At 35.5% G+C, this 13,468-nt stretch carries 22 protein-coding genes and 1 pseudogene; 22 read left to right on the forward strand and 1 reads right to left on the reverse strand.

The genetic code is table 11. From position 1 onward, the window contains the following. The first annotated feature begins 204 nt into the window (after positions 1-204). From PWYN_RS18435 to PWYN_RS18505, 15 genes are all read left to right on the forward strand, one after another. Positions 205-810 (forward strand): LysE family translocator, encoded by a 606-nt coding sequence (locus PWYN_RS18435; protein WP_036655043.1) that lies wholly within the window; start codon positions 205-207, stop codon positions 808-810. 78 nt (positions 811-888) lie between these two features. Next, positions 889-1,305, forward strand: a complete 417-nt coding sequence (locus PWYN_RS18440; RefSeq protein WP_036655045.1) for a hypothetical protein — start codon at positions 889-891, stop codon at positions 1,303-1,305. A gap of 310 nt (positions 1,306-1,615) precedes the next feature. Continuing rightward, on the forward strand, positions 1,616-2,218 hold the full coding sequence (locus tag PWYN_RS18445; RefSeq protein ID WP_036655048.1) for a class I SAM-dependent methyltransferase: 603 nt from the start codon (positions 1,616-1,618) through the stop codon (positions 2,216-2,218). Between the two features lie 56 nt (positions 2,219-2,274). Further along, on the forward strand, positions 2,275-2,931 hold the full coding sequence (locus PWYN_RS28245; protein ID WP_240479853.1) for a DUF5071 domain-containing protein: 657 nt from the start codon (positions 2,275-2,277) through the stop codon (positions 2,929-2,931). A gap of 138 nt (positions 2,932-3,069) precedes the next feature. Beyond that, positions 3,070-3,438 (forward strand): GNAT family N-acetyltransferase, encoded by a 369-nt coding sequence (locus tag PWYN_RS18455; RefSeq protein WP_240479787.1) that lies wholly within the window; start codon positions 3,070-3,072, stop codon positions 3,436-3,438. A 12-nt stretch (positions 3,439-3,450) separates the two neighbouring features. Then, entirely contained in the window at positions 3,451-3,873 is a 423-nt protein-coding gene (locus PWYN_RS18460; protein ID WP_036655051.1) for a hypothetical protein, read from the forward strand. A gap of 31 nt (positions 3,874-3,904) precedes the next feature. Further along, positions 3,905-4,345, forward strand: coding sequence for a hypothetical protein (locus PWYN_RS18465; RefSeq protein WP_036655053.1), 441 nt, complete (start codon positions 3,905-3,907; stop codon positions 4,343-4,345). A 30-nt stretch (positions 4,346-4,375) separates the two neighbouring features. Beyond that, on the forward strand, positions 4,376-4,945 hold the full coding sequence (locus tag PWYN_RS18470; RefSeq protein WP_036655056.1) for a histidine phosphatase family protein: 570 nt from the start codon (positions 4,376-4,378) through the stop codon (positions 4,943-4,945). 13 nt (positions 4,946-4,958) lie between these two features. Continuing rightward, entirely contained in the window at positions 4,959-5,429 is a 471-nt protein-coding gene (locus tag PWYN_RS28250) for a hypothetical protein (protein ID WP_052088115.1), read from the forward strand. Between the two features lie 112 nt (positions 5,430-5,541). Then, on the forward strand, positions 5,542-6,042 hold the full coding sequence (locus PWYN_RS18480; protein ID WP_036655057.1) for a hypothetical protein: 501 nt from the start codon (positions 5,542-5,544) through the stop codon (positions 6,040-6,042). A 12-nt stretch (positions 6,043-6,054) separates the two neighbouring features. Continuing rightward, positions 6,055-6,576 (forward strand): GNAT family N-acetyltransferase, encoded by a 522-nt coding sequence (locus tag PWYN_RS18485; RefSeq protein ID WP_084146783.1) that lies wholly within the window; start codon positions 6,055-6,057, stop codon positions 6,574-6,576. A gap of 38 nt (positions 6,577-6,614) precedes the next feature. Beyond that, positions 6,615-7,373, forward strand: a complete 759-nt coding sequence (locus PWYN_RS18490) for a GNAT family N-acetyltransferase (protein ID WP_036655059.1) — start codon at positions 6,615-6,617, stop codon at positions 7,371-7,373. Between the two features lie 30 nt (positions 7,374-7,403). After that, on the forward strand, positions 7,404-7,961 hold the full coding sequence (locus tag PWYN_RS18495) for a hypothetical protein (protein ID WP_036655061.1): 558 nt from the start codon (positions 7,404-7,406) through the stop codon (positions 7,959-7,961). A 193-nt stretch (positions 7,962-8,154) separates the two neighbouring features. Further along, the gene (locus PWYN_RS18500) at positions 8,155-8,910 is read left to right on the forward strand and encodes a hypothetical protein (protein WP_036655063.1); all 756 of its coding nucleotides are present in this window, start codon (positions 8,155-8,157) and stop codon (positions 8,908-8,910) included. Between the two features lie 226 nt (positions 8,911-9,136). Beyond that, the gene (locus tag PWYN_RS18505) at positions 9,137-9,574 is read left to right on the forward strand and encodes a hypothetical protein (protein ID WP_036655065.1); all 438 of its coding nucleotides are present in this window, start codon (positions 9,137-9,139) and stop codon (positions 9,572-9,574) included. A gap of 272 nt (positions 9,575-9,846) precedes the next feature. On the opposite strand, the gene PWYN_RS18510 is transcribed toward PWYN_RS18505, so the two are convergent. After that, positions 9,847-10,128: a toxin-antitoxin system YwqK family antitoxin gene (locus tag PWYN_RS18510; RefSeq protein ID WP_036655067.1), complete on the reverse strand. Its 282-nt coding sequence runs from the start codon at positions 10,126-10,128 to the stop codon at positions 9,847-9,849. A 233-nt stretch (positions 10,129-10,361) separates the two neighbouring features. Here PWYN_RS18510 and PWYN_RS30700 point away from each other — a divergent pair. The 7 genes and pseudogenes from PWYN_RS30700 to PWYN_RS18535 form a co-directional block, all read left to right on the forward strand. Beyond that, positions 10,362-10,490: pseudogene (locus tag PWYN_RS30700) on the forward strand (methyltransferase domain-containing protein); the annotation flags it as partial. Between the two features lie 15 nt (positions 10,491-10,505). Next, on the forward strand, positions 10,506-10,772 hold the full coding sequence (locus PWYN_RS28760) for a hypothetical protein (protein WP_036655071.1): 267 nt from the start codon (positions 10,506-10,508) through the stop codon (positions 10,770-10,772). Between the two features lie 226 nt (positions 10,773-10,998). Beyond that, positions 10,999-11,247, forward strand: a complete 249-nt coding sequence (locus PWYN_RS30460) for a DinB family protein (RefSeq protein WP_338049204.1) — start codon at positions 10,999-11,001, stop codon at positions 11,245-11,247. Positions 11,248-11,251: 4 nt separating this feature from the next. After that, complete coding sequence (locus tag PWYN_RS30465) at positions 11,252-11,470, forward strand: DinB family protein (RefSeq protein ID WP_338049205.1); 219 nt, start codon at positions 11,252-11,254, stop codon at positions 11,468-11,470. A gap of 15 nt (positions 11,471-11,485) precedes the next feature. Further along, the gene (locus tag PWYN_RS18525; RefSeq protein ID WP_036655073.1) at positions 11,486-11,914 is read left to right on the forward strand and encodes a DUF1801 domain-containing protein; all 429 of its coding nucleotides are present in this window, start codon (positions 11,486-11,488) and stop codon (positions 11,912-11,914) included. 178 nt (positions 11,915-12,092) lie between these two features. Beyond that, on the forward strand, positions 12,093-12,500 hold the full coding sequence (locus PWYN_RS18530; protein ID WP_036655075.1) for an NUDIX hydrolase: 408 nt from the start codon (positions 12,093-12,095) through the stop codon (positions 12,498-12,500). Between the two features lie 269 nt (positions 12,501-12,769). Further along, positions 12,770-13,297 (forward strand): hypothetical protein, encoded by a 528-nt coding sequence (locus tag PWYN_RS18535; RefSeq protein ID WP_036655077.1) that lies wholly within the window; start codon positions 12,770-12,772, stop codon positions 13,295-13,297. The last annotated feature ends 171 nt before the right edge of the window (positions 13,298-13,468 follow it).

The raw sequence follows: 13,468 nt of genomic DNA on the forward strand, positions 1-13,468 counted from the left end.
TTTCCAAAATATTGAACAATTGGTATACTTGAAGTTGAGGTGCTGATCATCGAATTTTGAAAATGGAGGCGACGATTAATGGGAACCGTTTATGAAAGCATATTACCAGAACATGAAGCTTTTATTATGGTTTGACTGCAATCGTAATTGAGAGCTCAGCAATAAACTTAGTAATGAAAGAGGAAATATTTTAAGGAGAATATTATGACAGTATTTTTGAAAGGATTGATTATTGGTCTCTCAATAGCAGCTCCAGTGGGACCCATTGGTATTTTGTGTATCCGTCGAACCTTAAATCAAGGGAGATTATACGGTTTTATTTCTGGAGCGGGAGCAGCAACGGCTGATGCATTCTATGGGTGTGTTGCAGCGTTTGGCTTAACCATAATTTCCCACTTCCTAATGGAACAGAGATTATGGATACAATTTGTTGGAGGATTGTTTTTATTATACATGGGGATTCAGTCTATGAGATCAGTTCCAAGTACTAATACAAGGATCTCTTCCTCAGAGGGATTATTAACTTCTTATCTATCAACATTCATACTGACCATAACAAATCCAATGACCATACTAGCCTTTATTGGAGTTTTCGCTGGATTAGGTATTTCAAGTGGAAGTAACACAGAAGCTATTTTTTTAGTAACAGGAGTATTTATGGGCTCGCTGTTTTGGTGGTTATTATTAAGCAATGGTATTGGACTGATAAAAGGGTTTATGAATAATAATTTAATGGCTTGGATAAATCGTTGTTCTGGCATGGTTCTAATCATTTTTGGAATAGTAGCGTTAATAAAGATCTATCTCTAGGGATTACAAGTATAGAAATCAGCGTCGAGGAGGCTATGATGGTTATCTGTTTTTATAACTGGAAAAAGGGAGAGCACAATGGAATTATTAAATAGTATAGAGAATAAATATAAAATCTCAAATCCCTTAATGAAACAAGCTAATAGATCAGTAACAATAACATTAATTTTAGGACTTGTTATCCTTACTATAGTGCTTGATTCTAGACAATCGTGGAAGGTTATGGTCTATGTTGTGTACAGCTTATTAAGCACTTTTACAATAGTGAAAATAAGAACTAAATCTAAGAAGCAGTCGTATTTAGTGTTTACAGAGGAAGTTCTTCAAGTATATGATTTGAAAATTAATTTTAATGACATTGAAGAAGTTGTATGTCGAGATGAATTCATTGAAATCTTATTAAAGAACGAAAAGAGAGCAAAATCTATTTATTTTTCACCAAATGACTTGAGTCAAACCAATGAAATATTGACGAGGTTTAAAAGGCTAGCTTAGAGATTTTAGAAAGGAATGAATACCAAATTTGAATAAATTAAAACTTATTTTGTGGACGATTGGTCTCAAGAATCAGCTTCAGAAATTGAAAGACTAATTCATAAAGAGAGTCTAAAAGCAAGATAACAATAGTATTTGTGGGTTGCCTAGGGATAGTTTTTCTTATTCCATTAATTATCGTCCTCAATCTAAAAAATATAGTGATTTATCTGTATCATCTACTGCTAGATTTTCTAAATTTACTATTAGGTTCAATCATTTAAGAATTGATCGCGGTGAAGTTCAAATAACTATTAAGTGGGTGAGTTCCATGAAAATTGTAAGTACATTAGAACATTATGAATTACTCATGGATGAGAATAATGATCCCGTACAAGACCCCCCACAATTACAAGCATATATGAACGGATGGGATGGACCGATTTTTTATGATTTTTTATCTCCCAATAATAAATCAATACTAGAAGTTGGAGTGGGCACTGGAAGAATAGCCAAAGAAGTATTAAAGAGAGGTTGTCAGTACCTTGTAGGTATAGATATTTCACCGAAGACTTTAAATAGGGCTAGATCAAACTTAAAGCAGTATACAAACTTGGAGTTAGTAAATAGCGATATTCATAGTTTTATTCGTCCAAATGCATTTGATGCAGCGTATAGTATCCTGACCTTTTTACATATCGAGGATAAGGAAAAGGCGTTATTTAACATTCACAATTCACTCAAGGAAAATGGGACGTTTGTTTTATCGGTTAGTAGAGACGATGAATGGCTCGAATGCAACGATAGGAAGATAAAGCTATATCCCATTGGTTTAGAAGAATATATTCACTTATTTCTGTCGGTAGGTTTTCAAATTGAATCTATTCAGGAAACTGAAAGTAAATATGCAACAATAATTAAAGGAAGAAAGTAACTGCAGATCCCCGAAATATTAATAAATAAATGAGTAGGTGATTGCACTTGGAAGATGTGAATAGTTTAATCCAAAAGTTAGCATGGGACACTCCAATAGAAGAAAAAGAAAATGCGATGAAGAGACTGCAGTTTATTAAAGATAAGGATCTCCATCTATTATTGCAGCCTATTTCCAAAGCTTATTGGGATGGAGCAGCAGAAGTAATAATAAACCTAGGCTATCCACGTGTGCATACTATTTTACCGGGATTACTTGAGTGGATTCAGGATATAAATTGGCCAGGTGCAAGACAGATATTAGACTTATTAAGAGAAATTGGTGATCCGGTAATTCCATATATTAAAGATGTGTTTAATCAACATAGTGATGATGTGGAATGGGTTGAGTGGATATTTGAATTATTGGTTGATAATTGGAATAAGAATCAGATCCTACAAATTGAGGAAGAGCTAATTCAAATGTCTAAAGGAAGAAAAAATGATATAAAAGCTTTGCGAACTTTATGGGTTCACGATATATACCAAACTGAAATCATTAATGCGATATTACAGGAAAAGAAGAGGAATATAACCTCTGAGATTATCGAACTTGAGAAATTAAATCCAGGGATAGACTGCATGGATCTTGATAGAAGATTGAATGAAGTGATCTTCAAGCCTAAATTTATTAAACAATATTTTGAGCAAAATAAGGTGAGATTTTCATTTTGAATGGAGTCTCTGATAATTGTTAGCATTTAAATTTATGCAAATGACAGAAGAAAATGCTGCTACCCTTGCAAAATGGAAGTATGAAGAACCCTACTCAATCTACAATATGGATGAGTCTATGAAAGTATTTTAGAATTAATGAATGGTGAATACTTCTGCGCATTCAATCCTGACAATGCTATAATTGGTTATATTTGTATAGGTGATTCTGCTCGTGTAACTGGTGGATATGTGAATGGAATTTATAGTAGTGCTAAGTATGTAGACATTGGTTTGGGGTTGAAACCGGAATTAACAAACAAGGGTTTTGGCTATAATTTTTTAACAAGTAGTATTCAATTTCTCAAAGACCAATATGATATTCATGAATTCCAACTTGTAGTTGCATCATTTAATGAGCGTGCGATTAAAGTATATGAACGTGTTGGGTTTGTAAAAGGAGTTCATTTTAAGAGTAGGATTGATGACATTGAGATAGATTTTGTGGTCATGAATTACTCAAGCTGATAGCAGCAAAGGATGATTTCTATAATATACATTATCGAAGTAAGTAATGGACAAAACAAGTGGATCTCAGGAATTTTTGAAGAGCAACAAGCAACATTAAAGTATTATGACTCTATACCGGGAGATCTCAATGAATATCAAAGTGTTACATCAATAACATCACTAAACTACCCTTTTTACATAGTTGAAGAAGGAACCCATTTTACATACTTAGACTACTATAAGGACCTTGAAGAATTACTAGAACATATAAACATAATAGAGGATCAGGACCATGTTTATATTAATTTGTATTACATTACCAATGATTACATATCTAAAAAACCAGGCACCGACAATATGGGAATACTGAATCATCTTCATATCGATAATCATTTTTTAGAACATTATAAAGTTCAGGGGAGAGACCTATTCACAAGAAATAGAATTGCGTAGGCGTATGGTAATGAGAAGAGGGAGGGTTAAAGTGAACTCAATTCAGAACAAAAATATATTTGTTACATACCCCCACGGAAAGAAGTATCCATATACGTTCTCAATTTTTTTACTAGCAAATGGTTTATTTATTGTATTTAGCGACTTGTATAACCTCAACCTTATATATTATTTATTGTTCGTTATCGCATTCCTACCATTTTTGTTTATTTCGCTAAAGAGTCAAAAAATAAAGTACAGGTTAGAGTTTAGTGACGATTTTTTATTGATTGGTGAAACAAGTCTTTCTTCTGAATCCATTAAAAAAATTGTTATATATAAACCCATTTCTATATATTTACATGTTGCATCTAATGAGAATAGAAAAAAGAGAATTACTTTACAAATGGATAAGGGAAATGCAGAGGATGCTTTTACTCAGATTAAGGAGTGGACAGACAAGCATAACATTCCATTAGAAAATAATTACTAGCTCACATTCTTCTAGCAGCGGAGGTTAATGATGAAAACTATGATTTACATGGTAAGGCATGGTGACTCACCTAAAACTGAAGGAAACGAGAGAACACGCGGCCTAACTGACAAGGGGCGGTCAGATGCCAACAGAATAACTGAATTGTTGAGAAATGAGGAAATAGATACGTTCGTTTCGAGTCCGTATACAAGGGCTGTTTTAACAATAGAGGAATTAGCTCAGTCTTTAGGTAAAGAGGTATTAGTTGTTGAGGATTTAAAAGAAATGATGTTTTCAAGTGAAGATAAAATTATCTCTTATAAGGTGCTGTATCCATCTCTAGAGAATATGTTTTCTGATCCGGATTTTTCATTGCCAGGTGGGGAGTCAAGTAGAATTTGCCAGAAGCGTTCTATCGGGATTTTGAAAGAAATTCTTAAGAAATATAGAGGACAGAAAGTTGTAATAGGAACTCATGGAATTGTAATGACATTAATGATGGGATACTTTGATAGTCAATATGACTTGGATTTTTTATTACATACTTCGAAACCTGATATATACAGAATGGAGTTCAATGAAGAAGACTTAATAGGAACAGAAAGAATGTGGAATTGAAGGAGAGATTGAATTGTTTCATTATATGAGTTTAATCATCCCCATTGCTGTATTGTTGCCTAATCTATTTTTCTTCGGAACACCACCTAGAAATTCGCCTGCTACTATGGACGCGAAAGAAAATATGTTTTACAAGATAGCTGAAGGGATTGGGAGGTTAGGGGTGTTCGTACTACCCATTTTTTCAACAATACATAAGGATAAACCCTATGAAGTTTTAGCTATTATTGGAATGTTCGTTTTTCTACTTCTCTATTATGTTGGATGGATACGATATTTTAGAAAAGAGAGAGAATATAAGTTGCTTTACTCATCAATGATTGGCATTCCCGTTCCCTTGGCCATTAGTCCAATCCTATATTTCTTTTGTGCTTCGATTGTTTTACATTCCTCTTTATTCTTTCTTAGTAGTTTGATTTTAGCCATTGGACATATCCCAAGCAGCTTGAATATCTATTATCGAATTAATAATGATAAAGTTTAAAGATTATAATTATGGGCTCGTCGTTAGAACTTTACTTGCACAATTATTATTGGAGCCAGCAGCTTATTTCATAGGTATGGTAGTAAAACTCTTATAAAAGGAGGAGCAGTTTATGATAAAGAGTAAGAAAAAATTATTTCTACTTATTATTGTAGTTTTATTGCTCATTCCTGTTATATACAGTTACTATTCTTACACGGGTATAAAAGTTAATAATAAATATGCTGATGAGTTTGATCATGACCTAATAAATGTTGTAAATCAAAAAAATGAATTTGATATGAAAGAGGTAACAAAGTTTGAATGGGATACAATGATTGTATTTGGTCCGTATACTTCGAGAGATGAAATGGAAAGTGTTATAGGACGGGAATGGACTACTTATACTTATTTTGGATATTTATTATTTAAGATACCGTTATTGGGGGATTATCCTTTAGATGATGACCCTCTAAATAAAATAGTGTTTATGAAAGATGATCAGATTGTTGTCGATGTAACTTTTAATAGATATAAAGTGGATCTAACCGAGATAAATGAAATCACCTACTATGAAGAAGCTCATTTTACTATTAAAAAAGATACGGTATTACAAAAAGTAATTAATGATTAAGAGGTGCGCCTTATGTCTATTAATATTCGAACTGAAACTAAGGAAGATTACATTCAAGTCTACGATGTCAATTTCATGGCTTTTGGAGATCGTGAGGATGAGGCTAGATTAGTTGAACGAATAAGAGAATCACAATATTTTGTTCCGCAGCTCTCTATTGTCGCAGAAAATGATAATGAAATCGTAGGGCATTTATTAATGAGCAAAGCAAAGGTAGTTGAAGGGAATAGTAAACATGAAGTGGTCGTTTTAGCGCCTATTGCTGTTAAACCAGATTTTCAAAAACAAGGAATAGGAAAACAATTGATTTTCGAGGGATTAAAGAGATGTAAGGAGTCTAACTATAATCTTATATTGTTAATAGGCCATCCTACATATTATCCGAAATTCGGATTTAAACCTGCGAGAACCTATGGATTAGAATTAAAGCAATTCCAGGTTCCAGACGAAGTATTTATGGTGTGTGAATTGAAAAAGAATGAATTATGTTCTATTAAAGGTGAGTTGATATACCCGGAGGCATTTTTTGAGTAGAAAATGGAAGCCTTAACATCGACCACAGGAGGATTGAAATGTTCGAAATTATTGATGTCCATAACGGAAATGTAGATGAAAAAGGATTTTTCTGTATGAGAAGTAAACCTAAATCTAAAGGTTATCAAAACAAACTTGCATGGCTAAAACAGAGATTTCAAGAAGATCTGAAATTAAAGATTGTTGAAGAGGATGGACAACCCAAAGGATTTATAGAATATATGCCAAGCGAAGTAGCTTGGAGAGGAATAAACGGTATTAATTACATGATCATTCATTGCCTTTGGATTGTGGGTAGAGGAAAAGGTAAAGGTTATGGGTCTATATTGCTTGAAGCCTGTATAAATGATGCAAGATTACAAGGGAAATCTGGAGTGGCGATGATCACTAGTTCGGAAACATGGTTAGCGGATAAATCTTTTTTTATGAAGTTTGGTTTTGAATCTGTAGCTCAAGCTCCACCTTGCTTTGAATTAATTGTTAAGAGATTTGATAAGGAACCCATACCGAGATTTAATGTGGGTTGGGATGAGCGGGCTAGTGAGTATATAGAGGGTATAACCATTTTAAAATCTGACCAATGTCCCTATATTGAGGATGCCGTGAAGATAATTCTTGAAGTGGCAGAAGAAAGGTCTATACGATCACAAGTAATCGATTTGACGGACTGTGAACAAGCACAAAGAGCTCCCTCTGCTTATGGGGTGTTTAATGTGATTTTTAACGGTCGCGTTCTTACATATCATCCAGTTACCAAACGAGAATTTAATAAACTACTAGATATCAGTGGAGTTTGATGTAGTGATAAAAATGAAGGAGATTAGAATATGAGTGAATTCAGCGAAAGCTATCACCTGCTATCCAATAACCAACAAGAAGGAGTAAGCCTTCTTCAAAATGCAGGTATTGGCGGTTTTGTTTTTCCAGAAACTAATAACTGGGTGACCCTTCTACCTGAAGGGGATATTTTTGAGCTAAACAATGAATTAATCTCTCACAATCCGGGGGTATTGCTTCACTATATTTATGCTGAAGATCATGGCTGGTCGCTTAGTGTTTTTGAAGGTACAAATCAAACGTTTCATTACGAATGTACCTGGGAAGAGGAAGTGGAAAATAATTATCAAGAGATCAACAAGAGTAAAATCATAGAAATCATGAATAGAAATCCTAGTAAAGAGAAAGATATAACCGCTTTTGAAATTTCAAAATACTTTAAAATACGTGACCAAGAAGAGTTATTTGAACTTATTCCTGCCTATCGAGTTGCGGAATTAATCGGCTTAAGTAATTTTGAATGGATATCCTATGAATATATGGAAATGGATCAGAATGATAATTCAAATCCGGTCGGTGACAAAGGCATAATAATCGTGAATCCGTAATATTGGAAAAACTATAACATTAAAGTTTTTCTACGAAATATCACTCAGGACTTGGGGCGTTAACTAATTTCACAGTCGGGGAAGGATCCAATCGGCGTGAATCGGGGCTATTTTGGATTGCCGGGGATGCCTGTAAAGGGTTTTCAAAAAATGATAAAATGATGAATATATATAAAAGAGAGGCGGAATAGAGATGATCTATTCGTTCGTCATCGAACCTAAGCAGTACGAACTATTTGAAACGGAAGCAGAGCAAATAGAGAAATGCAAGGAATGGAGCCTAATTTCGGAGAAAGCCTCTAGAACGAAATCTTTCTTTTATAGAGGTAAAGGGCTGAACCTGCCGTGTACGATTATCGGTTATGCGGATCAAATGACGGCGGTTATCGAATTCGAGAACAAACAAAGGCACTGTATTCACCCTTCCTTTTTGAAGGAAATGCAAGCAGCAAATTACGGCCAGAAGGCGCTTCTGCCAGCCGTAGAGCTAGCAGAGGCTGCTGATTATGCGGCTGAAGGGGAAACGGCAGTGATTGAAGCGTCAAAAGATAGCGAAGAGGTAACGGTTTCTGCGCTATCAGCAGTCATAATGGACAAGCCCGAAGCAGCTGCGGAAGAAGCGCCAAAGAAAAGCAAGTCCAAGAAAGCGCCGAAGCTTCAGCTTCCAGAGGAGAAAGTCAAAATGACCGCGACGGTAAAGGAGTTAACGACCGTCCCGAACAATTTCTCAGACAATGAAGATGAAGTCATCATCTACGAAGCTGTCTCGATTGTCGATCCTGAGCTTGAGCTTGGCGATGCATGGTCCAGCCACAGTGCAACCCTTAAGAAGCTGGAGCTCGAGATTGGCGACACAATTACCTTCGATGCGAAAGTCGTGGCGAAGAAGTTGACCCGCCATCCCGTGCCTTATAAGATCAACAATCAAGCAAAGATACAAAAGGTATAGCATTCATCCGAAGGTTGACACCGAGGAACGTCATGTAAATCGGAATAATGAATATGCCGGGTACGCTGACTTGACCAACGTGTACACGGTTAATTGATCTATGCCTTTGCCAGTTAAAATTGTCTTCGACCCGGAAGCGCGCTGCCTTTAGCCTCACAGGTTCGTGAATATAACAACATTTTAGCATTTGGGACAATTATGAAAGTTCAAATATAGGAGACCAAATATGCGGATCAAGATCTGGTTTGAAAAGTTACTCATGAAAAAGCAAAAAAGAAGTGTTCCAGATTTAAGACCCTCGTTTTTACTTCCACATAAAGGCGGTGAGGTATGGGTTTCCTGTCTAGATAACCTTGGAAGCGATATTGAATTGATTATGAATAAGATTTCTAAAAATGAAGAAGCCATAATTCATCCCAATAAAAGGTCGCGAGTTTTATATCATTTAGATGGAACGGAAATTAATGATAGAATTGTAGAAATAATCGGTGAGAACATTATAAGGATGAGAATGAATATATATAAATTGGCTATTGTTGGAGTGTCAAAAAAAGGAGAGCGAAAGATTAACAAAGAATTACTAAAAAGAAATTCGATTAAGTTAAGGCCCAAGTATTTTTTGAGCATGGATAATGCAAAAGATTGGCTAGTAAGTGAGAAGTAATAAAAAGATGATAGCAGTATCAGAGAAGACCACTACAGCATTATTTATTGAGGATATAAAATTATCAATAATGGAAGGAATCTTTTTCCCAATAAAACTTTTTGTTCATAATGTTATTAAGGACGAAGAATTAGTATTGAAATCAATAAATGCTTATAAGACTTTTTGGGGATAACTCGAAGAAGTGCTTGAACATTGCCTAACACCGCCTAAGCGCATTACCGCAGCGAACCTGAAGGGCCTTGATCGGTGGAGCGTCGGAATGCAACTTATTAACCTTTACTTCGATTGGAAGTTTTGTATTTTTTTCCTTCGCTGTCATAAGTAATCCATTCACCAACAGGCTCGCCAATGTCAAAATAACCAGAACGTTTTAGTGTCCCATCGGAACGATACCATTCCCAGTAGCCAGTCGGAGTATCATCAATTATTTTTCCCTTTGACCAAATTGTTTTTCCGTTTGCGTGATACTTGATTGTATAACCATCAATCACTTCAAGTTTCTTTTCCTTGACACCGTTTGGGTGTAAAAAGTCACATTTTTCATTTTCCACGACTTACCTCCGAAAATCAGATTTTTAGATAATTATATCTTATTTCAATGGATAACCCAAAATACTTCTAACCATTTTTAGGGAGGTCCAATCATTATGAATAATATCTGGTCTAGTCAAATTCAAGGTCCAAAGATTTTAGATCTATCGCGAGAACTAAGGTTTAGAGATGATCGGAAAGAGATTTTCATGAAGTCCTTGGGGTTACTATAGGGTTTTCTAACATTGAATATTTGTACGGTGATATTTTGAAGATACCTCTTGAATCTGATAGTGTTGATGCCTGTACATCTCATACAGTTATTGAACATGTTCCGAATTATGATTTCTTGCTTGAACAGAAGCGCATTTGTAGATCAGGTGGGATAGTTTCGGTTATGAGTGCACGACCTGACAAAATGATTAAATCCGAGCCTTCATCGATTCCTCCAATTTCGGAACGAGAGAAAGAATTGTGGGAGCCGATAAATCAAACATGGTTAAAGAAAGACCAGGAAAGAGGAATAGGTTCTTATGCCATGGAGCCATCTCAATTCCCGTATTTATTTGAACAACTTGGATTTATAGATATAGAAATTGATTCAATATCTCTACCGGTAGTAATTGATAATTCGAGTATTACTCTTGACATACTAGAGAACTAGAATTACTAATAAATAATCGTTTTGAGAAGCGAAAAGTTATGGTAATAAATAATGATAAGATATGGGACTTCCAAATACATATTCTTTTAATTGCTAGAGGAAGAAAACCTTAATTCCACTGGCAGGTCCCTCGGACCGGCAGTTGGCCACCTTAAGTTGTGAGGGTTCGTGAATACAACAATGGTATGCGATAATTACTGCAATTCAGAGAGGAGATTATCGAGAGATGGACAATTCACGTTTTCCCATTGGTCAATTCAAACCAATAATAAATATCGATGAAGATGGAAGAATCAATCTAATCAATCAAATTTCAGATATTACTAAAGTACTAAGAAATATAACGAAAGAACTTGGACCTGATCAGCTTAATATTCCTTATCGTCAAGATGGATGGTCTATAAAACAAATCGTACACCATATAGCCGATAATGATATGAACGCTTATTTAAGATTTATGGGCAGAATTAATTGACTACATGAATTTACCTATCGAGAACTCTCTTGCTTTAATTGAAACACTTCATAACCGGTTCGCTGTTCTACTTACTGGTTTAAAGCCGGACGATTTTAGTAGAAAATTAAAAACCCAAGTTTTGGGGAGTAATACATTAGATCTTGCCCTTCAAAGATTTGTATGGCATAACCGACATCATATTGCTCAAATAGAATCTCTAATAAAGAATAAAGGATGGTAAATGAGGAGGAAAGTAGTGAACAATACCATAGCGAATCTGGGCGTTGCAGCCGTATTTGATGGATACCCACCAGCGCTGCACCGCAGGCTCATGCAGTTGCGTCAGTTGATCTTCGAAACTGCAGAAGAAATCGACGGGGTGGGCAAACTGGAAGAGGAACTCAGGTGGGGTCAACCTTCATACATTACCTCAGAATCGAAGAGTGGAAGCATGATCCGAATCGATCGATGGAAATCCAGCCACACGCAATATGCCATGTATTTTCATTGCCAAACGACCCTGGTAGATACATTCCGAACTGTCTTTCCGAACGAGTTCAGATACGAAGGGAATCGGGCGATCATATTTGACGAGGACGATGATGTTCCTGTTGAAGCGCTCAAGACCTGCATCGCATGGGCTCTTACCTATCACAGCGGCAAACGCACCAGTAGAGGGAAATGAGTAATGTGCGAGATAACGGCGGAGCGGAATGCTGAGTTCAAGCAGCGTAAAGCAGGTTCATAACACTTAATGGATTTAAACTTGATTGAGATTCCGAGCAAGACTATTTAGCTGTGGACAACACTGCACTGACTAAATTCGTCGGACCTTATTAAAGATTATATTTAGGAGGCTGAATATGAGTGATCCCAAACATATTATTACTGCAGGAGCCATAGTCATGAATGATCGGGAAGAAATCTTATTAATCAAAGGTCCACGTAGAGGTTGGGAACCACCTGGAGGGCGAGTTGAGATAGGAGAATCTATAAGAGATGCAGCGATCAGAGAGACAAAAGAAGAATCCGGGATTGATATAGAAATAATAAACTTTTGTGGGATATTTCAGAATGTTACGGGCTCTATTTGTAGCACTCTATTTTTTGGGAAACCGATTGGAGGAGAACTCACGACATCGGTCGAGAGTCTAGAAGTTGGATTCTTCCCTTTAAGTGAGGCATTAGAAATGGTGACATGGAAAAGCTTTAGGCAAAGAATTGAATACAGTTTAAATCCTGAATCACAACCGTTTTATATAGAATTTTAAGACATACGTGATGAATGCGATACGTTATTTGATGGATATCAGAAATTTTCTTCAATGATGGGGATCGTCTAAACGAGTATTTAAGATTAATACCAGTTGAGTTCTTGAGTAACGTATACTAAAACGATTAATAGATGACTCCAAAAGTATTGGAGCCTTGGAGGTCGAAATACCTTGAGGCTCTTTTTTATTCCCAATATTTAGAATGGTCGGTATACTGGAGGAGGAAATGAGATGGGGATTCGGCTAGAAATGCGGAGGAGAATTTTATGAAATATCTTACACTTTTGATTTCTATTATTGTTATCCTTGCTGGATGTTCCAATAGCGATCAACAAACAAAGAATAATAGACTTGAAATGAAAAAAGTTCAAGAGTGTACATCGATTTCTGGATTGGTTGATAATACAATTAAATCAGTCGAAGAAAGCATGTATCGTTCCAATACAGGAAAAGTTCAACCAGAACTTATAAATGTTTACTTTGAAAAGCCTGATTTAGATAACATTCTCGATTGGTTAAGCGAGGCAGGAAATGAAATTACAACTGCTCCTACATCGACCAAGTCAATATTGATTTATAGTTTTAGTTATGAAGAAAAAGGCAAGAGTGAGACTCAGAAGCGCCTTGCTTATGTAATTGATAATAATAACTATGTTTTCTTACATGTGATATCAGATCAAATGAATCGGATGATAAATAGCTTTGAATCATTTAGTAATGAAGATTTGAATTTAATAAAAAATAAAATAGGTAATGAAAACTGGTATAAGGCAAGAGCGTTAAACATTAGATGAAAGCTGAAGCAAATAGTGAGAATAATACTAAATTTATTTAAGATGGGATTGATCAGACGTTTATGTATCAGTTAAGTGAAGCAGCATCAAGTTTTGGAAAGGGACTTACTGAAGGGGATAATAGTAATTATGTTGATTTAATAGACATAGGGCTTGATAATTTCTACAAAG

Origin of the sequence: Paenibacillus wynnii, from assembly GCF_000757885.1 — a bacterium.
Taxonomy (GTDB): domain Bacteria; phylum Bacillota; class Bacilli; order Paenibacillales; family Paenibacillaceae; genus Paenibacillus_AQ; species Paenibacillus_AQ wynnii.